Source organism: Mesorhizobium sp. M0011 (assembly GCF_040324155.1).
Lineage (GTDB): Bacteria > Pseudomonadota > Alphaproteobacteria > Rhizobiales > Rhizobiaceae > Mesorhizobium.
This window is the reverse complement of record NZ_JAMYVQ010000004.1, coordinates 89,647-116,014: the sequence shown is the minus strand read 5'-3', so window position 1 is coordinate 116,014 and position 26,368 is coordinate 89,647. Positions and strand designations below refer to the sequence as shown.

Annotated in this window: 25 protein-coding genes; 12 read left to right on the top strand and 13 right to left on the bottom strand. The window is 62.8% G+C overall.

What is annotated here, in order from left to right; genetic code table 11:
• Nucleotides 1-77 precede the first annotated feature (77 nt).
• The gene (locus tag NKK51_RS06105; protein ID WP_352551767.1) at nucleotides 78-878 is read left to right on the top strand and encodes a glycoside hydrolase family 25 protein; all 801 of its coding nucleotides are present in this window, start codon (nucleotides 78-80) and stop codon (nucleotides 876-878) included.
• A 123-nt stretch (nucleotides 879-1,001) separates the two neighbouring features.
• Nucleotides 1,002-2,183: a lytic murein transglycosylase gene (locus NKK51_RS06100; RefSeq protein WP_128303477.1), complete on the top strand. Its 1,182-nt coding sequence runs from the start codon at nucleotides 1,002-1,004 to the stop codon at nucleotides 2,181-2,183.
• Nucleotides 2,184-2,292: 109 nt separating this feature from the next.
• On the opposite strand, the gene NKK51_RS06095 is transcribed toward NKK51_RS06100, so the two are convergent.
• On the bottom strand, nucleotides 2,293-3,513 hold the full coding sequence (locus NKK51_RS06095; protein ID WP_013530936.1) for an alanine racemase: 1,221 nt from the start codon (nucleotides 3,511-3,513) through the stop codon (nucleotides 2,293-2,295).
• A gap of 209 nt (nucleotides 3,514-3,722) precedes the next feature.
• On the opposite strand from NKK51_RS06095, the gene NKK51_RS06090 reads away from it, so the two are divergent.
• Complete coding sequence (locus NKK51_RS06090; protein WP_352551765.1) at nucleotides 3,723-4,640, top strand: DMT family transporter; 918 nt, start codon at nucleotides 3,723-3,725, stop codon at nucleotides 4,638-4,640.
• Nucleotides 4,641-5,111: 471 nt separating this feature from the next.
• Here NKK51_RS06090 and metF read toward each other — a convergent pair whose 3' ends face one another.
• Nucleotides 5,112-6,029 (bottom strand): methylenetetrahydrofolate reductase [NAD(P)H], encoded by a 918-nt coding sequence (gene metF, locus NKK51_RS06085; RefSeq protein WP_352551764.1) that lies wholly within the window; start codon nucleotides 6,027-6,029, stop codon nucleotides 5,112-5,114.
• Nucleotides 6,026-7,048, bottom strand: a complete 1,023-nt coding sequence (locus tag NKK51_RS06080; RefSeq protein WP_128303474.1) for an ArsR/SmtB family transcription factor — start codon at nucleotides 7,046-7,048, stop codon at nucleotides 6,026-6,028. The genes metF and NKK51_RS06080 overlap by 4 nt, the downstream gene beginning before the upstream one ends.
• Nucleotides 7,049-7,170: 122 nt before the next feature.
• Here NKK51_RS06080 and tsaA point away from each other — a divergent pair, with 122 nt between their 5' ends.
• On the top strand, nucleotides 7,171-7,710 hold the full coding sequence (gene tsaA / locus NKK51_RS06075) for a tRNA (N6-threonylcarbamoyladenosine(37)-N6)-methyltransferase TrmO (RefSeq protein WP_128303473.1): 540 nt from the start codon (nucleotides 7,171-7,173) through the stop codon (nucleotides 7,708-7,710).
• A complete protein-coding gene (locus NKK51_RS06070) occupies nucleotides 7,707-8,021 on the top strand; it encodes a DUF2293 domain-containing protein (protein WP_127260329.1) in 315 nt (104 codons plus the stop codon). Before tsaA ends, NKK51_RS06070 begins: the two co-directional genes overlap by 4 nt.
• A 6-nt stretch (nucleotides 8,022-8,027) precedes the next feature.
• Here the strand turns inward: NKK51_RS06070 and NKK51_RS06065 are convergent, their stop codons facing one another.
• Nucleotides 8,028-8,531, bottom strand: coding sequence for a hypothetical protein (locus NKK51_RS06065; protein ID WP_352551762.1), 504 nt, complete (start codon nucleotides 8,529-8,531; stop codon nucleotides 8,028-8,030).
• A gap of 150 nt (nucleotides 8,532-8,681) precedes the next feature.
• Here NKK51_RS06065 and NKK51_RS06060 point away from each other — a divergent pair, with 150 nt between their 5' ends.
• Both NKK51_RS06060 and NKK51_RS06055 read left to right on the top strand, forming a co-directional pair.
• The gene (locus NKK51_RS06060; protein ID WP_352551761.1) at nucleotides 8,682-9,644 is read left to right on the top strand and encodes a D-amino acid aminotransferase; all 963 of its coding nucleotides are present in this window, start codon (nucleotides 8,682-8,684) and stop codon (nucleotides 9,642-9,644) included.
• Between the two features lie 132 nt (nucleotides 9,645-9,776).
• Nucleotides 9,777-10,616 carry an SDR family oxidoreductase gene (locus NKK51_RS06055; RefSeq protein ID WP_352551759.1) on the top strand — a complete coding sequence of 280 codons (840 nt, stop codon included), beginning with the start codon at nucleotides 9,777-9,779 and terminating at the stop codon, nucleotides 10,614-10,616.
• A gap of 47 nt (nucleotides 10,617-10,663) precedes the next feature.
• Here NKK51_RS06055 and NKK51_RS06050 read toward each other — a convergent pair whose 3' ends face one another.
• The 4 genes from NKK51_RS06050 to ettA form a co-directional block, all read right to left on the bottom strand.
• Nucleotides 10,664-11,281: an MOSC domain-containing protein gene (locus NKK51_RS06050; RefSeq protein WP_352551757.1), complete on the bottom strand. Its 618-nt coding sequence runs from the start codon at nucleotides 11,279-11,281 to the stop codon at nucleotides 10,664-10,666.
• 454 nt (nucleotides 11,282-11,735) lie between these two features.
• A complete protein-coding gene (locus NKK51_RS06045) occupies nucleotides 11,736-12,857 on the bottom strand; it encodes a beta-ketoacyl-ACP synthase III (protein WP_023813172.1) in 1,122 nt (373 codons plus the stop codon).
• Nucleotides 12,858-13,042: 185 nt separating this feature from the next.
• Nucleotides 13,043-13,810 (bottom strand): trans-aconitate 2-methyltransferase, encoded by a 768-nt coding sequence (gene tam, locus NKK51_RS06040; protein ID WP_352551755.1) that lies wholly within the window; start codon nucleotides 13,808-13,810, stop codon nucleotides 13,043-13,045.
• Between the two features lie 46 nt (nucleotides 13,811-13,856).
• Nucleotides 13,857-15,506, bottom strand: a complete 1,650-nt coding sequence (ettA, locus tag NKK51_RS06035) for an energy-dependent translational throttle protein EttA (RefSeq protein ID WP_013530923.1) — start codon at nucleotides 15,504-15,506, stop codon at nucleotides 13,857-13,859.
• 274 nt (nucleotides 15,507-15,780) lie between these two features.
• On the opposite strand from ettA, the gene NKK51_RS06030 reads away from it, so the two are divergent.
• Nucleotides 15,781-17,067 (top strand): GGDEF domain-containing protein, encoded by a 1,287-nt coding sequence (locus NKK51_RS06030; protein ID WP_352551972.1) that lies wholly within the window; start codon nucleotides 15,781-15,783, stop codon nucleotides 17,065-17,067.
• Nucleotides 17,068-17,071: 4 nt separating this feature from the next.
• On the opposite strand, the gene NKK51_RS06025 is transcribed toward NKK51_RS06030, so the two are convergent.
• Nucleotides 17,072-17,599 carry a hypothetical protein gene (locus NKK51_RS06025; protein ID WP_352551753.1) on the bottom strand — a complete coding sequence of 176 codons (528 nt, stop codon included), beginning with the start codon at nucleotides 17,597-17,599 and terminating at the stop codon, nucleotides 17,072-17,074.
• Between the two features lie 163 nt (nucleotides 17,600-17,762).
• Nucleotides 17,763-18,770: a ribonuclease T2 family protein gene (locus NKK51_RS06020; RefSeq protein ID WP_023813176.1), complete on the bottom strand. Its 1,008-nt coding sequence runs from the start codon at nucleotides 18,768-18,770 to the stop codon at nucleotides 17,763-17,765.
• A 182-nt stretch (nucleotides 18,771-18,952) separates the two neighbouring features.
• Here NKK51_RS06020 and NKK51_RS06015 point away from each other — a divergent pair, with 182 nt between their 5' ends.
• From NKK51_RS06015 to NKK51_RS06005, 3 genes are all read left to right on the top strand, one after another.
• Nucleotides 18,953-19,885: an alpha/beta fold hydrolase gene (locus tag NKK51_RS06015; protein ID WP_352551751.1), complete on the top strand. Its 933-nt coding sequence runs from the start codon at nucleotides 18,953-18,955 to the stop codon at nucleotides 19,883-19,885.
• Nucleotides 19,886-19,984: 99 nt separating this feature from the next.
• Nucleotides 19,985-21,160 (top strand): CaiB/BaiF CoA transferase family protein, encoded by a 1,176-nt coding sequence (locus NKK51_RS06010; RefSeq protein WP_352551749.1) that lies wholly within the window; start codon nucleotides 19,985-19,987, stop codon nucleotides 21,158-21,160.
• Nucleotides 21,157-22,806 (top strand): thiamine pyrophosphate-binding protein, encoded by a 1,650-nt coding sequence (locus NKK51_RS06005; protein ID WP_352551747.1) that lies wholly within the window; start codon nucleotides 21,157-21,159, stop codon nucleotides 22,804-22,806. Before NKK51_RS06010 ends, NKK51_RS06005 begins: the two co-directional genes overlap by 4 nt.
• Before the next feature lie 52 nt (nucleotides 22,807-22,858).
• Here the strand turns inward: NKK51_RS06005 and NKK51_RS06000 are convergent, their stop codons facing one another.
• Together NKK51_RS06000 and NKK51_RS05995 are read right to left on the bottom strand one after the other, a co-directional pair.
• Nucleotides 22,859-23,302, bottom strand: a complete 444-nt coding sequence (locus tag NKK51_RS06000; protein ID WP_352551745.1) for a CHRD domain-containing protein — start codon at nucleotides 23,300-23,302, stop codon at nucleotides 22,859-22,861.
• Nucleotides 23,303-23,449: 147 nt separating this feature from the next.
• The gene (locus NKK51_RS05995) at nucleotides 23,450-24,733 is read right to left on the bottom strand and encodes a cystathionine gamma-synthase family protein (RefSeq protein ID WP_352551743.1); all 1,284 of its coding nucleotides are present in this window, start codon (nucleotides 24,731-24,733) and stop codon (nucleotides 23,450-23,452) included.
• A gap of 124 nt (nucleotides 24,734-24,857) precedes the next feature.
• On the opposite strand from NKK51_RS05995, the gene NKK51_RS05990 reads away from it, so the two are divergent.
• Nucleotides 24,858-25,316: an Lrp/AsnC family transcriptional regulator gene (locus tag NKK51_RS05990; protein WP_352551741.1), complete on the top strand. Its 459-nt coding sequence runs from the start codon at nucleotides 24,858-24,860 to the stop codon at nucleotides 25,314-25,316.
• A 50-nt stretch (nucleotides 25,317-25,366) separates the two neighbouring features.
• Here NKK51_RS05990 and NKK51_RS05985 read toward each other — a convergent pair whose 3' ends face one another.
• Nucleotides 25,367-26,338 (bottom strand): ABC transporter substrate-binding protein, encoded by a 972-nt coding sequence (locus tag NKK51_RS05985; RefSeq protein WP_013894623.1) that lies wholly within the window; start codon nucleotides 26,336-26,338, stop codon nucleotides 25,367-25,369.
• Nucleotides 26,339-26,368 lie beyond the last annotated feature (30 nt).

The following is a 26,368-nucleotide window of genomic DNA, read 5'->3' as shown; positions in this document are numbered from 1 at the left end:
GAGGGGGCCCGATCACAAAACCGGCCATCAGTGTATAGACCCATCAGCGACCGGCTGAATCCGGCTCGGGAATTGCGATGCGCCGTCTTGCGGGCCTCATCATGCTGACGCTGCTTGGCGCCTGCTCGACCGTGGACGATCTCTCGCCGCTGTCGCCGTCCGCGTCGAGCAGCCCGACGGTTGCCGTGCGCGCGCCGCGCTTTGCCGATTCCAAGCCGCATGAATGGGAAAGCGGAGCGCCATGGAACTATGCCGTTCACGGCACCGACGTCTCCAAATACCAGACCTCGGTCGACTGGCCGGCGGCCAAGGCCAGCGGCATCTCCTTCGCCTTCATCAAGGCGACCGAGGGCGGCGATCGCTTCGATGAGTATTTCAACGAGCATTGGACCCGCACGAAAGCTGCCAGCGTTCCGCGAGCCGCCTATCACTTCTACTATTTCTGCACCCCGGCTGCCGTGCAGGCGCGCTGGTTCATCCGCAACGTCCCCGTCGACCGCTCGGCGCTGCCGCCGGTCCTCGACATGGAATGGAACCCGCAATCGCCGACCTGCAGGCTGCGTCCCGACGCTGCCACGGTGCGCGCGGAGATGACCACCTTCCTTGAAATCGTCGAACGGCACTACGGCAAGAAGCCGATCATCTACACCTCGATCGACTTCTTCGACGATAACGAGCTGTCGAGCTTTCGCGGCTATCCCTATTGGCTGCGCTCCGTCGCCGGCCATCCGCGTGAGAAATACGGCAGCCACCCCTTCACCTTCTGGCAATACACGGGAACCGGCATCGTTCCGGGCGTAAGCGGCAAGTCCGACATCAACGTCTTCAACGGCAGTGAAGCCGCCTGGAACAAGTGGCTGCGGCAGAACACCCGTTGACACCGGGCCTGCCGCCTGCTTTTCGACACAGCCAGCGGTGAAAAGTGCAACCGCCAGTAATTCAGGGCGTTGGGCTTCCGGGGAGCACAACAACTGCCCGCTATTCGTTTCGAGAGGAAGCTGATGCGACTGCGTTCCAAAGTCCTCGCGGCTGCGCTGACCCTGTGCGCCACGGCCTTGCCGGCGATGGCGCAGGAATGCGGCGGCGACTTCGAATCCTGGAAGCAGGGCGTCGCTGCGGAAGCCAAGGCGGCTGGCGTAGGTACAGCGGGTCTCGACGCCCTTGGAGCGGCAACCTTCGACGACAAGGTGTTGGCACGCGACCGCGCCCAGGGCGTCTTCACCCAAACCTTTGTCGAGTTTTCCAACCGCATGATCTCGGCCTATCGCCTGAAGCAAGGTGCGGCAAACCTGAAGAAATACGCCGACGTCTTCGCCCGCGCCGACCAGCAGTTCGGCGTCCAGGCGCCGATCATCGCCGCTTTCTGGGCGCTGGAGACCGATTTCGGCGCCGTGCAGGGCGACTTCCACACGCTGAGCGCCCTGGTGACGCTTTCCCATGATTGCCGCCGGCCGCAGCTCTTCCGGCAGCAGCTGGTGCCGCTTCTGGAGCTGATCGATCGCGGCGTGCTGCCGGCCGATGTCAGGGGCGCCTGGGCCGGCGAGATCGGCCAGACGCAGATCCTGCCCTCCGACTATCTGGCACGCGGCGTCGACGGCGACGGCGACGGCAAGATCGACCTGCGCGGCAGCGTGCCCGATGTGATCATGACCACCGCCAACAAAGTGCTGTCGCGCGGCTGGAAACGCGACCAGCCCTGGATCCAGGAAGTCCGCGCGCCCGAAGACATGCCGTGGGACCAGACCGGCCGCACCAACAAGCTGCCGCTGTCGCAGTGGGCGCAATGGGGCGTCACCTACCCTAGCGGCGCGCCGCTGGTCGACAACGGCCTGAAAGCAGGCCTGGCGCTGCCGATGGGCCGCAAGGGGCCTGCCTTCCTCACCTACGACAATTTCGACGTCTATCTCGAATGGAACCAGTCCTTCACCTATGCGCTGACGGCAGCCAACCTTGCCGCACGACTCGCAGGCGCGCCGCCGCTCGACCCGCGCAATCCCGAAACCGGCCTCAACAACGAGCAGATGAAGGCGTTGCAGACCAAGCTGGAAGCCAGGGGCTACGATGTCGGCACTGTCGACGGCATTTTGGGTACCAACACCCGCGAGGCGATCCGCAAGGAGCAGATGCGGCTAGGCCTGCCGGTGGATGGCTGGCCGACGCCGGAGCTATTGGGGAAATTTTAGGGCAGTAGGCAGTAGGCAGTAGGCAGTAGGCAGTAGGCAGTAGAAAATTACTCCGAAAGCCGTGCCTGCCACCCCTATTCCCTATTCCCTATTCCCTATTCCCTATTCCCTAATCCGCCATCGTCTCCAGACTCGCAAACCCCTGCGGCGCGTCGCCCTCGTCGAACGGCGTCGTCACCTCGACGAAGGTGTCGGGGTAAAACCCGTTGAATCGGGTCCTCAGCGACAGCGAATAGGCGCCGATATGGCCGATCTCGATCCAGTCGCCGGTATCGACCGTTTCCGGCAGCCAGAATGGCCGCGACAGGATGTCGACGGAATCGCAGGTCGCGCCGCAGACCTTGAACGGCACGATGTTCTTCTCCTCGCCATTGCGCGAGCGGATCGCAGGATCGGGAATGAAGCGGGCCGGCAGCGTGATCTTGCCGGTCCATGAATCCGACAGCGACGCCCAGATGCCGTCATTGATGTAAAGCCGCTTGCCCTTGCGCAGCAGCACCCGCACGATCAGCGACAGGCAGCGCGCCACGATCACCCTGCCCGGCTCGGCCACCAGCGGCATCTGGTCGAACTGATACTCTTTCAGATCGCCCGAAAGCCGCGACATGATCTGGCCGAGCGACGGCATCTCGATCTGCTTGCGGTTGGGATCGTGGCCGTATTCGGCGGGGAAACCGCCGCCGACGTCGAGCCCTGCAATATCGAAGGTCAGCCGGTTGCGCACCCAATCGGCGGAAGCCAGCGCCCGCTCATAGGTGTCGGGATCCTCGATCTGACTGCCGACATGGAAACACAGACCAACCTTGTAGCCGGTGCGGTTGAGCCGCTCGGCCAGTTCGACCGCATAGGCCGGCCCGGCGCCGAACTTCTTCGACAATTCGTAGGCGGCATGCCCCTTGGTCTGCACCCGCACGAACACGCTGATCGAGCCCGGATCGATGTCGAGCGCCCGCACCACTCGCGTCAGCTTGGTGATCTCGTCCTCGTGATCCAGCGAAATGACGCGGATGGCGTATTTCTCCAGCGCCAGCTTGATGTCCGACTGCGCCTTGACCGGATGCATGTAGAGCATCTCGGCATCCGGAGAGACCGCGCGCACGGCGGCGAACTCGCCCGGCGAAGCGACGTCGAAAGCCTTGACACCGGCTTCGACCAGGGTCTTCAGCACGATCTGCTCGCCATTGGTCTTGACCGCATAGGCGGTCTTGCCGGGGAACATGCCCATGAACTGCCTGGCATCCGCCATCAGCACTTGCGGGCGGAAGCAATAGACCGGATCGTCCGGACGAAGCGCCAGTGCCGCCTCGCGGGCATTTTCGAATCGCTGCATCGACGAATCCTTGACCTAGCCTGCGCACAATTAATCCAAGCTAGCGGCTAATGAAAACAATTCTGTGTCTCGTGCGGCTGACGCAGCGGCGCTAGGTCTTTGCCAGCAACGTTTGCCAGCGATCAGGTTTCGGGTGGCCCTTGTCACTGGCGCCGATATGGCTTCTGCCTGAGTGACTGGCATTCAGGCAGTCTGGGAGGGCGACTCACATGGCAATGGCCGCGACATCCGCACCACGCGGGCCGATGGTGCTCAAGGATTGGGGGCAACTCCTGCTGCTCGGCGCGATCTGGGGCGGCTCGTTCTTCTTTGCGCGCATCGCGGTGGCGGAACTCCCCCCGCTGGTGCTGGTGCTGTTTCGCGTCGCCATCGCCGCCATTGCGCTGCAGATCTATCTCGGTCTGCGCGGTCCGTCCTTCCGCCTCGCGCTTCCGCATGCAGGCCTGTTCTTCCTGCTGGCGCTCACCAACAATGTCGTGCCCTTCTCGCTGATCTTCGTCGGCCAGACGGAGCTTGGCGCCGGCGTCGCCTCGGTGCTCAACGCGACGACGCCGTTCTGGACGCTGATCCTCGCGAACGCGCTGACATCCGACGAAAAGCTCTCCTGGAACAAGCTCGCCGGCATTGCGCTCGGCATCGCCGGTACGGCCGTCATGATCGGCCCCGGCCTGCTTACCGGGCTCGGCGGCCCGGTCTGGGCCAAGTTCGCCCTGATCGGTGCTTCGCTGTCCTATGGTATTGCGCTGATGGTCGCCCGCCGCTTCAAGGGCGTGCCCTCACCGGTCATCGCCACCGGACAGTTGACGGCGTCGACCATCATCATGATCCCGATCGTGCTCTTCACCTACGGTCCATCCGGCCTGTTCTCGGCCTCGCCCCCGGTCTGGGCGGCGGTGCTGGCGCTGGCGCTTCTGTCCACCGCCTTCGCCTACATCCTCTATTTCAACCTCGTCGCCTCGGCCGGCGCGACCAACGCCTCGCTGGTCACGCTTGTCGTGCCGGCCAGCGCCATGCTGCTCGGCTTCCTGTTCCTTGGCGAGCGGCTGGAGCTGTTCGAAATCGGCGGCGTGGTGCTGATCGCGCTCGGCCTCGTCACCATCGACGGGCGGTTGTTCGGCCGACGTTAGAGCGCCGCGCGTCCACTGGACGCGCAAAGAATGCTCTAACCGCCTAATTGCCCCCGCATCGCGAAAGCCGAATTCGGCTTTCGCGGGGGTAGCGCTGCCATGACACAGCAGCGACACGAGCGGGCCACATTTTATTCACAGGTCTGAAGCCGGTTTTTGCCTAGGAGTTTCAAAGCCTAACGGCAAAAGACATGTCGCGGATTTCACAATCACGTCGCAATGCAGCACATTTTCCGCTTGCCTGTGGCACAAATGAACCTAGACTCCATGACATAGCTCTTTAAGAGGAGGCTATGTCATGGGACTTACGAGGCCTATCAACGCATTGATGATCTGTGCTGCGTTCGCCTTTATCGGAGCCCTTATTATGGGCTTCCTTCCCTGACCGCCAAAGCGGGGAAGACCAGCACTCAAATAGTCCAACCAATTCAAAAGGCCGGGTTTTTCCCGGCCTTTTGTTTGAACCCGACCTCAAGCCGCGGCTGATCCGGCCGCCGCCGCCTCGTGCGAGCGGATGCCGATCATATGGCAGATGGCAAAGACCAGATCGGCGCGGTTCATGGTGTAGAAGTGGAAATCGCCGACACCGCGCTCGACCAGATCCATCACCTGTTCGGCTGCCACCGCCGACGCCACCAGCGCATGCGTCTGCGGGTCCCGGTCAAGGCCTTCGAAACGCTCCGCCAGCCAGCCGGGCACATGCGCGCCCGCCCTGGCGGAAAAGTTCGCGACCTGCCTGAAACTGTGAACCGGCTGGATTCCCGGCACGATCGGGATGTAGATGCCGGCGCGGCGGACGCGCTCGACATAGCGCTCGTAGAGATCATTGTCGAAGAAGAACTGGGTGATGGCGCGCGTCGCGCCATTGTCGACCTTGCGCTTCAGCATCTCGATGTCGGTGGCGAAATCGGGACTTTGCGGATGCTTTTCCGGATAAGCCGCGACGGAGATGTCGAAGTCCGCGATTGCCTTGAGCCCGGCGACCAGCTCCGCGCCGTTCTCGTAGCCACCGGGATGCGGCCGATACGGTTCGCCGACGCCGGAGGCCGGGTCGCCGCGCAGCGCCACGAACCGGTTGATGCCGATCGACCTGTAATCCTGGATGACCGCGTCGACCTCGTCGCGTGTTGCACCGACGCAGGTCAGATGCGCCGCTGCAGGAATACCGGTTTCCGTCAGGATGCGCTTTACAGTGCGCGCGGTACGCTCCCGCGTCGAGCCGCCGGCGCCGTAGGTCACCGAGACGAATTTCGGCTTCAGCGGCTCCAACTTTGTTACCGTCTCCCACAGCCTCGCTTCCATCTCGTCCGTCTTCGGCGGGAAGAATTCGAAGGAAACCCTGACCCTGTCGCCAATGTCGGGGCGGCGGGAAAAGCGGAACTGGTTCATGCGATTTCCCCTATCGAGTTCGCTTTGGCCTGCCTTGTGTCGTTGGAAGGATCGGCAATCAGCAGGCGCCGGTCGCGGCCAAGCCAGAGTTTTACGGTGAGCCTGGCCTCGTTGCCGCCGCGCGGCTCGAATTCCTGACTGTCTTCAAGATCGAGGCCGGCTTCCGAAAACCAGTCGGCGATCTGCCGGTCGGAAAAACCGAGCCGCATATGCGCGTGCTCCTCGCGCAGGAATTCCAGCGCATGCGGCGCGAAATCGACGATGACCAGGCGTCCGGCCGGACGCAAAAGCCGCGCCGCCTCGTGGATGGCGCGGGCGGGATCGTCGAGATAGTGCAGCACCTGATGGATGGTGACGAGATCGAAGGCATCGCGCTCGACCGGCGGTGCGAAGATGTCGCCCTGCCGAACCTGTGCGTTCGAAACCCCGGCCTTGTCGAGATTGGCGCGCGCCACGGTCAGCATCTCGCGCGACATGTCGATGCCGACACCGCGCCGATAAAGCGGCGAGAAGATTTCAAGCAGCCGCCCGGTGCCGGTGCCGAGATCCAGCATCGACTGGAACGGCCGCTTGCCCACCAGCTTCAACATTGCGGCTTCGACGGCGCGGTCCGGCACATGCAGCGAGCGGATATGGTCCCAGCTTGCCGCATTCACCGAAAAATACGCGACCGCGCGGTCCTGCCGCTTGCGCTTGACCGAGGCCAGACGCTCAAGATCGCGCTCGACCTGCGGATCGGCGCCGCGAATGCCGGAAACCAGTCCCATGACGAAGTCACGCGCTGAATCCGCATCCGACAGACGGAAGAAGGCCCAGGACCCTTCCTGGTAGCGGCCGATCAGCCCGGCCTCCAGCAAGAGCTTCAGGTGACGCGAAACGCGCGGCTGCGACTGGCCGAGAATTTCGGTAAGATCGGAAACCGTGAGGTCGCCGCGCGACAGAAGTGCCAGTATGCGCAATCGGCTGGATTCGGCCGCCGCCTTCAATGTATCAACCATGGTGTCGAGCGAGACATGCATCAGCGTATTCTCTTTGAAAAGATATAAACATATGTTTATGTCGGTTTTCAAAACCTTGCAAGCGCTATGTCGCTTCCGGACCAGAAAATGCCGCTCGTGTGGCGTTTTAAGAGACACGGGCCATGACTGAAACGCGTGAGATGTTCGAGGCGCGCGAAGGGGAGCAGAGGTTGGAAAACGATCCGGCCCTGATGCCGCCTGATGGCGGCATCGTCTTCATCGGCCGCATTGCCTCGCCGTGGACGACGCGCGAAACCTGCCCGAAGAACATGCGCGTCGCGCGCGAGACCGGACAGAAGGCGGTGCTGACCATCGACGCGCCCTACCGAAGGGGCCTGCAGGGGCTGGAGCGCGCCAGCCACGTCATCATCCTATCCTGGCTGCATCATGCGCCGCGGACTCTGATTGTGCAGAAACCGCGCCATGCCGTTGAAGCGAAAGGTGTATTTGCGCTGCGCTCCCCTGCCCGCCCGAACCCCATCGGGCTGCACATCGCCAGGCTGATTGCCGTCAACATCGAAACCGGCCGCATCGATCTCGACGCCATCGACGTGCTCGACGGCACGCCGGTCATCGACCTAAAACCCTATTTCGCCTCGACCGACGCCATATCAGAGGCGACCATCGAAGGGCGCGACGAGCCCAATGGGATCCGGCGATGACAGCGCCGACCGGCCGCCGCCGCGCCATCGCCAAGGCGCTGACCGCACTTCTGCCGCTGGCGCCCTATGCCGATATGGAGAAGATCCGCACCGACGCCGGCGCGGTTCACATGAAGACCCTGCCGCCGGGCATCGCCGTATGGCTGGCGACCATTGCCCATATCCGCCACATGCACACCGATTACGAAAAACTGCTCAGCGAAGGCTATGACCGCGACTCGGCGCGTTTCTTCGTCATCGAGCAGACCAACATCGTGCTCACCCGCTGGCGCGCAACCCGCCTGCTCGACGCCGACGACGAGGAGGAATGACCACGGCTACTTCCGCTTTAGCACTGCGACCGCATTATAAGGCTGGCCGTCGGCCTGGCCGACCCAAGTCCAGGACAGATTTCCCTTGAAAAACCTGACGGTGATGTTGCCGCCGTCGATGCACTTATCCTGCCCGTAAGTGATGCTCTCGTGGTATTCCGCCGATGTGTCGTCCCTTGATGTCTGCGACAGGGATCCGCCGCAGCCGAGCGACGGATAGTCGATCGACGCACCGCCATCATTGATCGTCATGGCGATCGCCCAATCAGCTCCGGCATCGCCGGCCGGGCTCTGGTGGCCGCTGCCGAGCCAGGTGCCGCTCAGCGTCGGCACATTCACCGCGCAAGGCACGTTCTGGAAGATCGACGTCAATTCGCTGCCGGTTTTCTCGCAGCGATAGGTCTGGCCGCTCTGGCACAATTCCTCGCCTTCGCGTGCGCACTGGGCGCTGGCTTGGCCCGCGGCGGCGAACATCATCATTGCCGCTGTGACGGCCCCAAACCTGCCCATTTTCCCCTCCCGTTCAGACCCGGAACGATAGGGCAATCGCGATCGAATGTATCGGCCAGATCGTCATGGAGGCCGAACAGCGCCGGGCGGGTGGCTCTATGCCTTCTGCCCAGCGCCGCTAGCCTCTCGCCTGCTTGACAGGAGGCCTCGATGAGCCGGACGATGGCAACACAGGACGAGAAGCAACTGCCCCTGGTTGGCGACCGCCATGTCGACCCGCACTCCTACCCCGAGGGCGTCGCTTTCCTCGACGACCAATACCTGCCTATGTCGCAAGCCAAGGTCTCGGTGCTGGACTGGGGTTTTCTGCATTCCGATGCCACTTACGACACCGTGCATGTCTGGAACGGTCGCTTCTTCCGCCTCGACCTGCATCTCGACCGCTTCTTCGGCGGGCTGGACAAGCTGCGCATGACCATCCCCTTCGATCGCGACGGCGTGACCGAAATCCTGCACAATTGTGTGGCGCTATCCGGTCATCGCGCCGCCTATGTCGAAATGCTGTGCACGCGCGGCGCCTCGCCGACCTTCAGCCGCGACCCGCGCCAGGCGGTCAACCGCTTCATGGCGTTCGCCGTGCCTTTCGGCTCGGTCGCCAATGCCGAGCAATTGCAGCGCGGCCTGCGTGTCGCCATCAGCGACAAGGTGCGCATTCCACCGGCCTCGATCGACCCAGCGATCAAGAACTACCACTGGCTCGATCTGGTGCGCGGCCTCTACGATGCCTATGATCGCGGCGCCGAGACTGCGTTGCTTCTGGACTTCAACGGCAATGTCGCCGAAGGCCCGGGCTTCAACGTCTTCTGCGTCAAGGATGGCAAACTGTCGACGCCTTCCATCGGTGTGCTGCCCGGCATCACCCGCCGCACTGTCTTTGATCTGTGCGCCGAAGAAGGTCTTGCAGCCACCGCCACCGATGTCAGCGTTGCCGCATTGCACGAGGCAGACGAGGTTTTCATCACCTCGACCGCAGGCGGCATCATGCCGGTGACGGAGATCGACGGTGTTCGGATCGCCGACGGCAAGGTCGGCGCGATCACCAGCCGCCTGATGGCGCGCTACTGGCAAAAGCACGATGACGCGGCCTGGTCGTCCCAGGTGAATTATCCCTGATAATTCAGGCGTCTTTTCAAAACATTCCCGTCGGCTCTGGAAAATCAGAGGATCGACCGTATATGCCCGAAAGCGGAGAAGCCTCCGCTTTCACCCAAAAATCACGCCCGCAGGGGCAAGGACTCCAAGATCATGACAAACAAGGTTTGGTTCATCACCGGATCGTCGAAGGGCTTTGGCCGCGTCTGGGCCGAGGCGGCACTCGCGCGTGGCGACAGCGTCGCGGCGACTGCCCGCGACGCCGGCACGCTCGCCGATCTCGTCCAGAAATACGGCGACAGGATTGCCGCGATAAAGCTCGACGTCACAGACAAGAAAGCCGTCGATGCCGCTGTCGCCGAAGCGCACAAGCGTTTTGGCCGGCTCGACGTCGTCATCAACAATGCCGGCTACGGCCATTTCGGCGCCATCGAGGAGGTCAGCGAACAGGAAGCCCGCGACCAGATCGAAACCAATGTCTTCGGCGCGCTGTGGGTCACTCAGGCCGCACTGCCGATCATGCGGGCACAGCATTTCGGCCACATCATCCAGATCTCGTCGATCGGCGGCGTCAATGCCTTTGCCTCGCTCGGCCTCTACCACGCCTCGAAATGGGCGCTGGAGGCCTTCAGCCAGTCGCTGAGCATCGAGGTCGCGGAATTCGGCATCCATGTGACGCTGGTCGAACCCGGCGGTTTCTCCACCGACTGGGCCGGCCCGTCGGCCAAGGTGTCCCAACCGATCGAGGCCTATGCACCGGCCCGTGCCAAGATGGCGGAGCGCCGCGCCAATTCGGTCGCCGGCGATCCAGAGGCCACCGGGCCGGCCATGCTGGCCATTGTCGATGCCGCCGAGCCGCCGCTCAGGGTATTCTTCGGCGACGGCGGCCTGCCGATGATCAAACAGGAATACGCCAACCGCATCGCCACCTGGGAGAAGTGGGACGACGTCTCCATCATGGCGCAAGGCGCCAAGAAGAACCGCAAGGGCTGAAGTCCAGCACTCTTGCTACGCCGCTCCATGGGCGGCGTAGCTCGCCCTCAGGCTTTATAGATCCACTGTTCCGGCACGCGCACCGAAATCTCTTCGCCGGTCTTGACCGTTCCCGGCTTCTCGACCCAGGCGACGACGCCGCGCAGCCGCTTCGCCATTTTTGGGAACAGTAGCGCGCCGGCTTCTACGTCGACCATTCCGGCATTCTCGGCGATCGACCGGCCGGCGATGCGGCAAGGGCCGTTCTGCGCGTCCACCTTGATGGTCACGCCGCCCTTGAAGAACAGCAGCGTCCCGGCCGGCAGCATGGAGAGGTTGGGCACCCCTTCGATCACAAGATTGGCGCCGATCCATTCCGGCTTGATTTCGGTGAGATCCATCCGTTCGGCGACGATGGCGAGTTCATCCGCTGCAATGATCGATATCTGCCGTTCGTTGCGTATTTCCGTGCCGCGCGGATACCAGGGCTCGCGCCCGCCCGAGCGCCGTGTCGGTCCGGCATGGAAATCGCCTGAAATGCCGTCGAAACCCAGCCGCAATTCGTCCACCGGGCGGGTCTGAAAATGATCCGCCGGCGCCACGTAAAGCGCTGCCGCCCTGGCGGCAAGCTTTCGCGCGGGGATGATTTCGGTCGGCTTTTCAGCCTCGGGGAAGAGATCCAACATGGCGTTCTTTCCTTTCGTCATCCAGCGAAGTAGCCGGGCGGACTTCGAGGCGTCCAGTCGAAAGTACTGATTGTCCGATCAACACCATCGATATGATGGCGATCACGCATTTCTTACCTGTCATCGATGTGATGGCGCATTACCGACGTGCCGTTCATGGTGACGTCCAGACAATTCACGGAGGCCGATCATGCGACCCGTGACGGCAATCACGTTGCTTTGGTTGGATGGTGATCTGGTCCGCCGCCATATGGTCCGCCCCTGCCCAGCAGCGCGCCGGATTCAAGGGCGGAGGCCCGGTATCGAGGTCTCGCATCGCTCATCATCGGCATCGTGACGAAGGCAAGACTGGAAGAGAGTTTCCTGCACGACGAGTTGGGCAGCGCCTATGACGACTATATCAGACGGGTGCCGATGCTGGTGCCGTTCGCACCGGTCTGACACGAATAGCTCTCTACAGCATCCTGAGAAGCGCGCCGCCTATCGAATACCCCGCGCCAAAGGCGCAGATCAGGCCGAAATCGCCGGGCTTCATGTCGGCGTGGTTCTCCGACAGCGCGACGATGGCGCCGGCGCCCGCCGTGTTGCCCAGCCGCTCCAGCACCATCGGCGCCCGGTCGTGGTCGACCTCGTGGCCGAACGATAGTTTCAGGATCATGGCATTCATCCGCGCATTGGCCTGATGCAGCCAGAAGCGCCTGATCGCCTGCGGCGTCAGCCCGTGCTCGGCGAGGAATTCGACGATGAATTTTTGCCCGGCGACAGTGACTTCCTTGAACACCTTGTTGCCGACCTGCTTGATCAGATTGCCTTCCAGATTGATCATGTAAGGATCTTCCTGGGCGGTGCGGGTGTGATAGCCCAGATTGGTGCGGATGTTGTTCGACATCTGCGTCCAGACGCGCGTGTCGAGCACCTCGAAGCGCCCCGGCCGCTTGTCGCCCTTGGCCAGGCCTTCGACCACCATCGACACCGAAGCGTCGCCGAAGATGAAATGCGTCTGCCGGTCGCGGAAATTGAGATGCCCGGTGATGATCTCCGGCGTCGTCACCAGGATGCGTTTGTGCGCGCCCGACCGCACCAGGTTGACGGCGACGTGCAAGGCGGCCGCGGCCGAGGAACAGCCAAGCCCCATGTCGAAGCCGGCGCCCTTGGTGCCCAACGCCTCCTGCATTTCGATGGCGATTGCCGGATAGGGCCGCTGGTGATGCGAGGCCGAGCAGATCACCAGGTCGATATCCGACGGCTGCAGCCCGGCGTGGTCGAGCGCCTTCTTCGCCGAGGCGATGCCGAACTCCGCCTCCAGCGACAGCGCGTCGTCGGGCCGCGCCGGAATGCGCGGCGCCATCCGGGTCGGATCGAGAATGCCCTCGCGCTCGATGACATGGCGGGTGCGCACGCCCGAGGCGTGGACGATGAAGTCGCTGTCCGATTTCGGCAGCGGCGGCTCGCCAGTATCCTGGCGGCGCGCATTTTCCGTGTCGACCCAGGCATTGAAGCTGGCGACCAGTTCTTCATTGGTGATTGTGGGTTCGGGGATTTCAACGCCGATGCCGCTGATGATGACGCGATGCATGTCCAGTCCGTCCCATCCGCAGGCGCTGCGGCTTCATGTGGGCGCCGGAATGCTCCGGCGCAACAGTTTTCTCACCGAGGCGGTTTACGCCGGCTTAAACCAAAGATCTGGGCCGACTTAAGCCGATCCTTGACATGGCCACAGGCAAAGCCAAGCGGCCCTAAGACGCCGCGCAACACGGATAATCAAGCTCGTTTTGCGACAATGAAAATGCGCGGAAAGCGCAAGAGCACCTTGCCATCAGCCGTCTTCGGATAGGCCTTGGCGATCTTGGCCGTGTAACATTCGAGGAACAGCGTCCGCTCATCGGCACCCAGCGGATCGAGGAACGGTTTCAGGCCCGTCGACTTCACCCATTCGACGATCGCCTGCGCATCGGCAAGCGGGTGGTTGTAGATGGTGTGCCAGATATCCAGCCGATCGCTGAGCGGCGACAGAAGATCATAATAGAACGACACCGGCGGCAACGGCCCGCGTGCCGCGCCCTTGAGCTTTTCGGCAAACGGCATTTCGGCGGCGGTTTCACGCATCAGGCGGTGCGAGTCCTCGCCCATATTGTCGGGCATCTGGATGGCCAGCGCGCCGCCTGGCGCAAGAAAACCCATCAGCCGCTGGAACACAGCGGGATGCTCGGGCAGCCACTGGAACACCGCATTGGCGAAGATCACGTCGACCGGCTCCGCCGGCTGCCATCTGGAAGCATCGGCGAGATCAAAGGTAACCTCGGGCAGGCGCGCCCGCGCCTTCTCGATCATGTCGGGCGAAGTGTCGAAGCCGCTCACCTGCGCATCCGGCCAGCGCTCGACGAGCAGCTCGGTCGAGTTGCCCGGCCCGCAGCCGATGTCGACGACCCGGCGCGGGAAGTCCACCGGCACCTGTGCCACCAGGTCTCGCGCGGGCCGCGTGCGCTCGTCCTCGAATTTCAGATATTGGGCGGCGGACCAATCAGCCATGTGAACTCCTCACGTCTTCTTGAGAATTCGCCGCCCGGAAAACCCCTTACCGCGTCAGCCTCTTGTAGGTCATGCGGTGCGGGTTGACGGCATCCGGCCCGAGGCGGCGGATCTTGTCCTGCTCGTAATCCTCGAAATTGCCTTCGAACCACTCGACATGGCTGTCGCCCTCGAAGGCGAGGATGTGCGTCGCCAGGCGATCGAGGAACATGCGATCGTGCGAGATGATGACGGCGCAGCCGCCGAAGTTTTCCAGCGCGTCTTCGAGTGCCGCCAGCGTTTCGGTGTCGAGATCGTTGGTCGGTTCGTCGAGCAGCAGCACATTGCCGCCGGTCTTCAGCATCTTGGCCAGATGCACGCGGTTGCGCTGGCCGCCGGACAGATTGCCGACCTTCTGCTGCTGGTCGCCGCCACGGAAGTTGAACGACGCGCAATAGGCACGCGTGTTGGCCTCGAATTTGCCGAGCTTGACCACTTCTGCGCCGCCGGAAATCTCTTCCCATACCGTCTTTGACGGATCGAGCGCATCGCGGCTCTGGTCGACATAGCCGAGCTTCACCGTTTCGCCGACGCGCACTGAGCCCGCATCCGGCTTTTCCTGGCCGGTGATCATGCGAAACAGCGTCGTCTTGCCGGCGCCGTTCGGGCCGATGACGCCGACGATGCCGCCGGGCGGCAGCTTGAATTCCAGGCCGTCGATCAAAAGCGTGTCGCCAAAGCCCTTCGACAGGCCTTCCGCCTCGATCACCACATTGCCGAGCCGCTCGCCATGCGGGATGACGATCTGCGTATCGCTCGGACGCCGCTTGTCGGCTGCATCCAAAAGATCCTGGAACGCCTGGATACGCGCCTTGGACTTCGTCTGGCGGGCCTTCGGGCTCGACTGGATCCATTCGCGCTCGCGGCCGATGGCGCGCTGGCGGGCATCGTCCTCGCGGCCTTCCTGCTTGAGCCGCTTGGCCTTGGCTTCGAGGTATTTGGTGTAGTTGCCCTCATAGGGAATGCCGCGGCCGCGATCGAGTTCGAGGATCCAGCCGGTGACGTTGTCGAGGAAGTAGCGATCGTGGGTGATGATCATCACGGCGCCCGGATAGGCACGCAAATGCTTTTCCAGCCACGCCGTGGTTTCGGCGTCGAGATGGTTGGTCGGTTCGTCGAGCAGCAAAAGGTCGGGCTGGCGCAGCAAGAGCTGGCAGAGCGCGACGCGGCGCCGCTCGCCGCCCGAAAGCTTGGTGACTTCCGAATCCTTGGGCGGGCAGCCCAGCGCTTCCATCGCCATCTCGACCTGCTGTTCGAGATCCCACAGGTTGAGCCGGTCCATCTCGTCCTGAAGCTTGGCCGACTCGTCGGCCGTCTCGTCGGAGTAGTTCATCATCAATTCGTTATAGCGTTCGATGATCGCGGTCTTGGCGGCAACGCCTTCCATGATGTTTTCGAACACGGTCTTGTCCGGATCGAGCGCCGGCTCCTGCGCCAGGTAGCCGACGGTTGCGCCTTCGGCCAGCCAGGCTTCGCCGTTCCACTCCTTGTCGAGCCCGGCCATGATCTTGAGGATCGTCGACTTGCCCGAACCGTTGGGGCCGAGGATGCCGATCTTGGCGTCGGGATAGAAGGAGAGATGGACATTCTCGAGCACCTTCTTGGTGCCATAGGCCTTGTTGAGGCCGGCCATGTGATAGATGAACTGGCGTGCCACGCGCGCTTTCCCTGAAAAAACTGACTGGCCCAGAAAACTGACTGGATCTGTCGAATTGAGTGGAGGTTGGCCGCTATGTAGGCGATGCGGCGGCGAACGGCAATCGCTTTTGCCATATCTGCCCGGTCACACGCGGAAGTGTCCGCCAACCGCCGAAGTTTTCCACCAGCACGAAGCGTGCTGAAATCTCCGGTTAACTCTTCGGCGTCAAAACAGGATCGGAGTGGAATCGCTCGCTATTCGCGATTTCGAGAAAGAGATCGGGTCGACGGCATTGCTGAACAGTTTCCTGCTCCTTGCCGAAGCGGTCGTCTACTTCAGCGTCATGGTGACGCTTTTCCGCTTCCGGAGGCGCATCGGCCTCGGCGTGTTCATCTGCGCGCTCGGTGTCATGCACTTCCTCGAGACCTACCTCGCCAGCGTTTTTTACGTCGCCTTGCCGTTCGGCATGGTCTCGCCTGGCTCGGCGGTGCTGTTTTCCGGCAAGCTGGTGATGCTTTTGCTGCTCTATATGAAAGAGGACGCTGCAACTGTGCGTCAGCCGATCTACGGCCTGCTGCTTGGCAATGCGCTGATGATCGGGCTGGTGCTGCTGCTGCGCCTGCACGTCATCGCGGCACTTCCCGACGGCAGGCTTCCAGACATCGGCTTCATCGACCAGATGGGCTGGCTGATGGTGTGGGGCACGACGCTGCTGTTCGTCGATGCCATCCTGATCATCCTGCTTTATGAAAAGCTCGGGCGTTATCTGCGCAAGGCGCCGTTCGCGCGCATCCTGATTTCGGTCGCTTGCGTGCTGACCTTCGACCAGGCCGGGTTTTTCACCGCCCTGCATTTCGTTGCCGGCGCGCCGATAGCCGTCTTTTTCGGCGGCTGGTTCGCCAAGATGGCGGCGGCGGTGACGTTCAGCACCATGCTCGTCGCCTATCTCAAATGGTTCGAGGAGCGCCAAGTCACCGCGCCGCGCGGATTGACCGATATCTTCGATACGCTGACCTATCGCGAACGCTACGAAGCGCTGGTCGAACATGTCGGACGGGACGGCCTGACCGGCCTGCTGCACCGCGGGCGCTTCGACGCCGACGGGGAAGCCGCCGTCCAGACCAGCCTGCGCACCGCCAGGCCGCTCAGCCTGCTGATCATCGATGTCGACCATTTCAAATCGATCAATGACCGTTTCGGCCATGCCGAAGGCGACAAGGTGTTGAAAGCCGTTGCCGCGCTGCTGCGCGAGGTCGCCAGTCCCGAGGACCAGGTGTTCCGCATCGGCGGTGAGGAATTCGCCATCCTCAGTTCTCGTCCGCACTCGGTTACCAGGCTGTTTGGCGAAAGCATTCGCCATGCGATCAAGGCTTCAGCGGCTACCAGTCGATTCGAATTCACCGTCAGCGCCGGCGTTTCCAGCGTCAGCGAAACCACGCGCTGCCTTGCCGACCTGTTCGCGCTTGCTGACCAGCGTCTCTACAAGGCGAAGTCGACCGGCCGCGATCGCGTCGTCGGCGAGCCGGGCGGCCAAGAAGCCGACACGGCCGCTGCGCGGACCAAATCCGCACAGATCTAGTTCGTTAAGAATTCCTCTGCCGTCGAAAGCCCGTCACGGTCGAAACCGCCATCAGCGCGATCGCCAGCCATTTCAGCACCGTGATGATCGGCCCGGCCTGGATATCGTAGGCAATGAACAGCAGGATGCCTGGCACCAGCAGGCCGCACATGACCAGCATGATGCGGTTGATCTGCCAGGACACTTTTGACGCCAACGCCTCGTCGCCGAGTGCTGGAACCAGCACCGCCCGCACCGTCTTGCCGCCCACCAGCATGGCCGAAAGGTGCATCGAGATCGGCAGACCGAGCCCGATGATCAGGAAAGCGCAAGCGGCCAGCAGGAGCGAAAACTTCAGCGCGCTGGTTTCCGCCGCTATGGGAAACAGCAGCGTCGCCAGCGGCAGGAAGACACCGAAAATGCCGATCGCCGCGATCGTGATGAAGATCGCCGCATTGACGATCGTGAACAGCTGGTAGGTGCCGACGCCGATCGGTTCGGAGAGCGTCCGCATGCGTGCCCACTCGGCGTCGGTATACGAAAGCCCGGCCATTCCATGCGGGCATCGTTTATCGAGACCATGCCCTTGGCCCAGAAAGCCAGCCGCGCCAGCGCGCTGCTCGTCATGCCATCCATTGCCGCCCCCGCCAGAATGATGCGCTCGCAGCATAGCACCAGGGCGCGGCAGCGCGACAGTCCGGTATCTCTGTTGAGCGTTACTGGAAGCCGATCGCGTCGACATTGCCTGTCGGGCAGCCGGCCTTGTTGGTCGGCACCGAAGCCAGCAGCAGATCCTTAAGCGAGCTGTTGGGCCCGATCGGACCCGCGAGGCCGAGCGTCAGTTCGCCGATCAGCCGCCTGCCGCTCGACGGATCGATGACGCAGGAAACGCGCACGCGATCCCCTGCTCCCGCCCCGAAGGCAGTGTCGAAAGCGCCGCGGATCTGGTCCGCCGTCAGCTTGCCGCCGATGTTCTTGGCAAAGAGTTCGCGCACCGGCGAGCTGTTCACCGCGCGCATCAGGTTGAGCGCATCGGAGAAATAGTCCTGCTGGCTCTTGCCGTAGCAGGTGCCGTGCTTGATCCATTCATGCCGATCGAGGTGGGAGGCCGTGCCAGGCATCACCTGATCGAGTTCCGTGCGGGTGTTGGCGTCAAGATTGACCGGCGGCAGGTCTTTCCAGTGGGCCGGATTGTCGTTGGCCTTGTCGCTCGCCGTCGCCTGGCAATAGAAATTGCCGTTCGGCTGCGGCCAGAGACCGTGCAAGGTGAAATGCGTGGCGTCGAAATCACCAGCACTCTGCGCCCTGCATTCGGTCTTGTTCGACTTTGTCTCGCAAAACGCCGGCTGCCAGCTCAGCGCGAAGACGTATTCGGGTTTCCCCGATGCCGCCGGCTTGCCTTGCCCGTCAGGTGCGGCCGGCACGGTCGCCGCGCTGCTGCCGGAAACGTGGCCGCAGCTGACCTTCACCCAGCGGCGCTCCGGATCGGCGCCCGGCACCAGGATGAGATAATGCGTCGGCGTGTCCTTGTTGCCGGCAAGCAGCTGATAGCTCTGCCCGGCATCGGTCGAGACATTGCCGGGGTTCTTGCCGTTCTTGATGGCTTGCGTTGCCGGGCAGGCAGCGTCGGCCACAAAGGAGCCGCTCATCTTGACGTCGGCACGCGCGGCACCGGCCAGCGACGCGGCCAGCATGGCCAATCCGAAAACGACACCAATGCGCATGGAAAATCCTCGGCTGGACAAGTGGGCGACAGACTGAAGCTGTCTCCATGTCAGAATTGCGATATTTTGCTGGCCAAACGCAAGAAACATCGTCGCGAAAAGCGGGTTTGCTGGATTGACGCATAATGTGGGCCGGCGCAAACAAAGCCAACGACGATAAAGCAAGGGCGGGACCGAGCGGCATGTCATTCAGCCAGCAGCGCGTGGTTGCCTCGCCGACCGGTGCCGATCTCCATCTTTTCGTCAGGCAGGCCGATGGCCGGGCACGCGCCGTCGTCCAGATCAATCATGGCCTGGCCGAGCACGCAGCGCGCTATGCCCGCTTTGCCGATTTTCTTGGCTCCCGCGGCTTCCACGTCTATGTCCACGATCATCGCGGCCATGGCGCGACCAAGGCCCCCGACGCGCCGCTCGGCAGGTTCGCCGCCAGCGACGGCCCGGCCAAGGTGATAGCCGACGTCGGCGCCATCCATGATCTTATCGCCCGCGAACAGCCAAACAGACCGGTCATCCTGTTTGGTCATTCGATGGGAGCGTCGGTCGCGCTGAACTACCTGTTACGCCACTCGCCGCGCGTTCATGCCGCCGCTATCTGGAACGGCAATTTCTCCCAAGGCCTGCTCGGACAGGTGGCGCTGGGCATCCTTGCCTGGGAACGGATGCGGCTCGGCTCCGACGTGCCATCGCGTCTGCTGCCGAAGCTCACCTTCCAGGCCTGGGGCAAGGCGGTGCCCAATCACCGCACATTGTTCGACTGGCTGTCGCGCGACGAGGCGGAAGTGGCGAAATACATCGCCGATCCGCTCTGCGGCTGGGATGCCTCGGTGTCGATGTGGCGCGATGTGGTCTCGATGGCGCTGAACGGCGGCAAGGATGCCGGCTTTGCCGGCATCCGGCGCGACCTGCCCGTCAGCATCGTCGGCGGCGAAAGGGATCCGGCTTCCGACTATGGCAAAGGGATCACGCATCTTGCCAGCCGCATGCGCGCGATGGGCTTTTCGAATCTGGTTTCAAAGGTTTACGCCGGCACCCGCCACGAAAGCCTGAACGAGGTGAATCGCGACATCATCATGGATGATTTCGCCATTTGGGCCGACGAAGTCCTCAAAGCGTGACGGATTGGCCCATTGCAAGAGCCGTGACAGCCGTTGCAGGGCTTGATAGAGGCTCTGCTTTCGCAGCAATCACGGTGATTGCGACAACCACGGTGATCCATGGCTGAGCCCCCGCTGAAAGGCGTCCGCGTCGTCGAACTCGCCCGCATCCTTGCCGGGCCATGGGCCGGGCAATTGCTTGCCGATCTCGGCGCCGATGTCATCAAGGTCGAAAGCCCCGATGGCGGTGACGACACCCGCAAATGGGGCCCGCCCTTCGTCATGGGCAAGGACGGCGAGAACCTGTCGGCCGCCTATTACCACTCCTGCAATCGCGGCAAGCGCTCGGTCGCCATCGATTTCTCGGCGCCGGAAGGCGCGGAGACCGTGCGCCGACTGGTCGCCACCTCGGACGTGCTGATCGAGAACTTCAAGCTCGGCGGTCTGAAGAAATACGGCCTCGACTATGACAGCCTGCGCAAGATCAACCCGCGCCTCGTCTATTGCTCGATCACCGGCTTCGGCCAGGACGGACCCTATGCGCCGCGCGCCGGCTACGACTTCATCATCCAGGCCATGGCCGGCATGATGTCGATCACCGGCGAGGTCGGCCGCGAGCCGCAAAAAGCGGGCGTCGCCATCTCCGACATCTTCACCGGCCTCTATTCGGTCATCGCCATCCAGGCAGCATTGCGCCATGCCGAACAAACCGGCGAAGGCCAGCACGTCGACATGGCGCTCTTCGACACCCAGATCTCGGCGCTCGGCAACCAGAATTTGAACTATCTCGTCTCCGGCAAATCGCCGGTGCAGATGGGCAATGCGCATATGAACATCGCCCCCTACGAGGTGGTGCCGGTCCGGGATGGGCACATCATCCTGGCGGTCGGCAATGACGGCCAGTTCGCCAAATTCTGCGCCGCTGTCGGACTGGGCGACCTGCCTGCCAATCCCGATTTCGCCACCAACCCCGCCCGGGTCGCCAACCGGGTGAAATTGCATGAGCGCATGATCGAGGCGCTGAAGGTTTTTGACCGCGATCCGCTACTGGCCAAGCTGGAAGCGGCCAGCGTGCCGGCGAGCCCGATCAACACGATCGGCCAGATGTTTGCCGATCCGCAGACGATCGCGCGCGGCATGCGGCTCGATCTCGACGACGGCCATGGCAATCTTCTGCCTTCGGTGCGTGCGCCGATGGTGATGTCGGGCACGCCGCTGGTCTATGAGCGCCCCTCGCCGCGCCTGGGCGAGCACACGCAAGAAATCCTTGCCGAACTGGAGAAGTCTGGACAATGAAGACCGGCGGACAACTCATCGTCGACGCGCTCGAAGCCAACGGCACCGACCGCATCTATTGTGTGCCGGGTGAATCCTATCTGGCGGTGCTCGACGCGCTGCACGATTCTGCGATCCGCACCATCGTCTGCCGCCAGGAAGGCGGTGCCGCGATGATGGCCGATTGCCACGGCCGCCTGACCGGGAAGCCCGGCATCTGCTTCGTCACCCGCGGCCCCGGCGCCACCAACGCCTCGGCCGGCATCCACATCGCCATGCAGGATTCTATACCCGTCATCCTGTTCATCGGCCAGGTCGCCAGCCACGCCAAGGAGCGTGAAGCGTTCCAAGAGGTCGATTATAAGAGGTTCTTCGGCGATATCGCCAAATGGGTGGTCGAGATCGACGACGCCTCGCGCATCCCCGAATTCGTCACCCGCGCCTTCGCGGTGGCGACATCGGGCCGGCCCGGCCCGGTGGTGATCTCGCTGCCCGAAGACATGCTGACCAGCATCGTCGAAGCACCTATCGCCTTGCCGCACACGCCGGTTGAGACACGGCCGGGCGAAGCGGAGCTCGATGCGCTGGAAAAGCTGCTGGCTAAGGCCAAGCGGCCGTTCGTCATCCTCGGCGGCACGCGCTGGGACGCCGAGGCGGTGGCGCAAATGCGCACGGTCGCCGAGGCGTGGTCGCTGCCGGTCGGTTGTTCCTTCCGCCGGCAGATGCTGTTCGATCATCTACATCCGAACTATGCCGGCGATGTCGGCATCGGCATCAACCCCAAGCTGGCCACAGCGATCAAGCAGGCCGATCTCGTGCTCCTGATCGGCGGCCGCATGGGCGAAATGCCGTCCTCGGACTACACGCTGCTGAAAAGCCCCTACCCCGACCAGACACTGGTCCATGTCCATGCCGACGCTGGCGAGCTCGGCCGCGTCTACAGGCCGACACTGGCGATCAACGCCTCGCCTTCTGCCTTCATCGACGCTTTCGCCAAGCGCAAGCCGGCCTCGGAGCCGACCTGGGCAGCCGAGACACCAAAGCTGCATGCCGCCTATCTCGACTGGTCGACGCCACCTGAAGGCGGCCCCGGCTCGGTCCAGATGGGCCCGATCATGAACTACCTCGAAAAGATGCTGCCCGACGACGCCATTCTCACCAATGGCGCCGGCAATTACGCGACCTGGGTGCATCGCTTCCACCGCTTCCGCCGCTTCGCCACTCAAGGTGCGCCGACATCGGGCTCGATGGGCTATGGCACGCCTGCGGCCGTCGCTGCCAAAGAGCTGTTTCCGGAGCGCACCGTGGTCGCTTTTGCCGGCGACGGCTGCTTCCTGATGAACGGGCAGGAATTCGCCACCGCCGTGCAGTATGACCTGCCTATCATTGTGGTCGTCGTCAACAACGGCATCTACGGCACCATCCGCATGCATCAGGAGCGCGAATATCCCGGCCGCGTCGTCGCCACCGATCTTAAGAACCCCGACTTCGCGGCTCTCGCCCGCGCCTATGGCGGCCATGGCGAAACGGTCGACAAGACCGCCGATTTCGCCCCGGCCTTCGAACGTGCCCGCGCCAGCGGCAAGCCGGCGATCGTGGAAATCCGCCTCGACCCCGAAGCGATCACGCCGACCAAGACGATGACGCAGATACGCGACAAGGCGTAATCCAAACAAAAAAAGAGGCGGTCGCCCGCCCCTTTTCGTCATGCGGCTTGCGCTATTTCGCGGCCTCGATCTGTCCGCGGATTTCGCCGTCCTTGTTGGCCGCAGTGTGTACGTTGACATAGTCCTTGCCGGCCATCAGGTCGGCGGCCTGCGCGTCGGTCAGCACAGCCGATCCCTTGATCGGGCTCTTGAGCTTGCCCTTGAACGGGATCGCCACCTCGGCGTTTTCGCCCATCGCAGCCGGGCCGTGAATGTGTCCCGCGGTCGCCGGCCCGCTGAGGCCGGAATATTTGACGTTCCAGCTGAGTTTCTTCGTGGCCGTGTCGAAGGTAAGAGCTGCGGTGCCCTTGCCTTTTGTGGTCACCGGCGGGTTCTGCTGGGCGCCGTCGAGCGTCGCTTTCAGCTTCACCGTCTCGGCCAGGGCCGGCGCTGCCGTAAGGAAGGACGCTGAGATGGCCAGTGCCGAAAGCATCGGCGCCAAGGATTGGATACGCATGAGGATCTCCGTTTGCTGATGACATCCAGCCACGGCTCCCCGGCGCGCGGATGTATCGGCACAACGCTTATAAGAGCGAATGGCTGCGCGCGAGTAACACTTACGTGCAAACTAATGGACCGCGCGACACCCCGGATACGGGGAGCGTCAGACCGCCGCCAGCGCCTGCGTCAGGTCGGCGATCAGATCGTCCGGGTGCTCCACGCCGATCGACAGCCTGACCGTGGTCTCCAGCACGCCGATGCGCTCGCGCACCTCGAAGGGTATGCCCGAATGCGTCATGGCCGCGGGGTGGCTGGCCAAGGATTCCGTTCCGCCCAGGCTCACCGCCAGCTTGAAGATCTGCAAATTGTTGAGAAAGGCGAAAGCCGCCTTCTCTCTGCCCTTGATATCGAAGGAGAAGGTCGAGCCGGCACCAGTGCATTGCGCCCTGTAGGTGCGGCCAGCCGGCGTTTCCTCGCCCAGGAACGGCAGGTAATGCACCTTCTCGACCTTGGCATGGTCGCGCAGGAATTCGGCGACCAGCCGCGCATTGTCGTTGGCCCGCTCCATGCGGATCGACAGCGTCTCCAGCGAGCGGCCGAGCATCCAGCAGGAATGCGGGTCGAGCTGCGTGCCGATCGCGCCGCGCAGCGCCTTGATCGGCTTGGTGACCGCCTTGCCGCCCATGGCGGCGCCCGCGATCAGGTCGGAATGGCCGCCGACATATTTGGTCAGCGAATAGACGGACACGTCGGAGCCATGTTCGATCGGCCGCTGGAACACCGGGCCGAGCAGCGTGTTGTCGCAGACGACGATCGGCGTCGACCCCTGGCTCGCGCCGATCTCGTCGGCGATCTTCCGCATCAGCGCGATGTCGACCAGGCTGTTGGTCGGATTTGACGGCGTCTCGATCAGGATGACCGACACGCGGCCCTTCGCGACGGCGGCGTCGGAGGCCGTGCGCACCGCCGTCTCGTCGACGCCGTCCGCAAAACCGACAGCACCGATGCCGAAACTGGAGAGCGTGCGCGTCAAAAGCGTCTCGGTGCCGCCGTAAAGCGGCTGCGAATGAAGGATGACGTCGCCCGGCCTGATATAGGCGAGCAGTGTCGTGGCGATCGCCGACATGCCTGATGAAAACAGGATGCAGGCATCCGTCCCTTCATAGATTGCCAGACGGTCCTCGACGATCTCGCTGTTGGGATGGTTAAAGCGCGAATAGACCAGGCCGGACGCCGTGCCGCTCGGCGGCTCCTTGCGGCCGGAGGTGTAATCGAAGAAGTCGCGTCCTTCTTCCGCCGACTTGAACACGAAGGTCGAGGTCAGGAACACCGGCGGCTTGACCGCGCCCTCCGAAAGCTGCGGATCGAAGCCATAGCTCAGCATCAGCGTCTCCGGGTGGAGCTTGTGGTTGCCGATATGGGTTTTCGACGGGCGTGGCGCGGTCATGATCTTTCCTGCCTTTTTCGAGTGATATCGCGCGGCAATTTATGCGATCCTCATCCGCCAGTCCTTGCTATTTTCAAGCTGATATGACTGCACTCCCGCAACGAATTGCTGAATGGGCGCAAAAATGCAGCAGAAGATAGCCGATGATTTCGACCGCAAGATCCTGCGCGAACTGCAGGCAGACGCCCGCATCACCAACAACGAGCTTGCCGAGCGGATCGGCCTGTCGCCGTCGCCCTGCCTGAGGCGGGTGCGGCGGCTGGAGGAAACCGGAATTATCAGGGGCTACACCACGCTGGTCGATCCCTCAGCCTTCGGCTGGAACATGGTCGCCATCGCCACCATCCGGCTCAGCCGCCAGAACGAGGACGAGATCGTCATGTTCGAGGACGCGATACGCGGCTGGGAAGAGGTGCTGGAATGCCACCTCGTCACCGGTTCGCGCGACTATGTGCTGAAGGTGGTGACGGGAAGCCTTGAGCAGTATGAGCGCTTCATCAAGGAAAAGATCGCGCGGCTGAAATGCGTCGCCTCGATCGAAACCAGTTTCGTCATGAACACCATAAAGGAACGGCGCCTCTGACATTTCTGCCGGAGGCGCCGCGTTCTGGATAGATGTGTTGCCGACCAGGCTTACTTCACGGCCTTGTCGGTGATGGCAGTGGTGTAGGCGCCGGTCGGCTCCTTGGTGATGATCTTCTGGTCGAGCAGCGCCTTGGCGGTGCGCTCGTAGGTCGCCGGGTCGAGCTTGCCGTCGGCATTGTCGATCAGCTTTGCGACTTCGCTCATCATGCGCTTCTGGTGGTTCTCGTCCTGGCCGCCGCCGTCCATGACGATGCCTGCGGCTTCGTCATTGTTGTCGATGGCGTATTTCCAGCCCTTCATCGAGGCGCGCACGAAACGCACCATCTTGTCTTCGAAGGCCGGGTCCTTGAGCTTGTCTTCGGACGCATAGAGCCCGTCCTCGAGCAGGTCGTTGCCCATGGCCGAGTAGTTGAACACGGTCAGCTGTTCGGGCTTGTAGCCGGCGTCGATCAACTGCCAGTACTCGTTGTAAGTCATGACCGAGATACAATCCGCCTGCTTCTGGATCAGCGGCTGCACGTCGAAGCTCTGCTTCAAGACGGTGACGCCGTCCGGGCCGCCGTCGGTCTTGAGGCCGAGCTTGTTCATCCAGGCGTAGAACGGATACTCGTTGCCGAAGAACCAGACGCCGAGCGTGTGGCCCTTGAAGTCGGCTTCGGTCTTGATCGGGCCGTCCTTCGGGCAGACCAGTTCCATGCCGGCCTTCTTGAACGGCTGGGCGATGTTGACCAGCGGCACACCCTTTTCGCGGGCAGCCAGCGCACCGCCCATCCAGTCGACGATGACATCGGCGCCGCCGCCGGCGATCACCTGCTCGGGCGCGATATCGGGACCGCCCGGCTTGATGTCGACGTCGAGACCTTCGGCCTCATAGAAACCCTTGGCCTTGGCGACATAGTAGCCGGCAAACTGGGCCTGCGTGACCCATTTCAGCTGCAACGTCACCTTGTCGGCGGCCATTGCCTGGAACGCGGCGAGCGACATCGCGCCGGCCAGAACGGGAATAATCAGTCTTTTCATTTTTTTACCCTCTGAAGTTAGTGCCCTAAA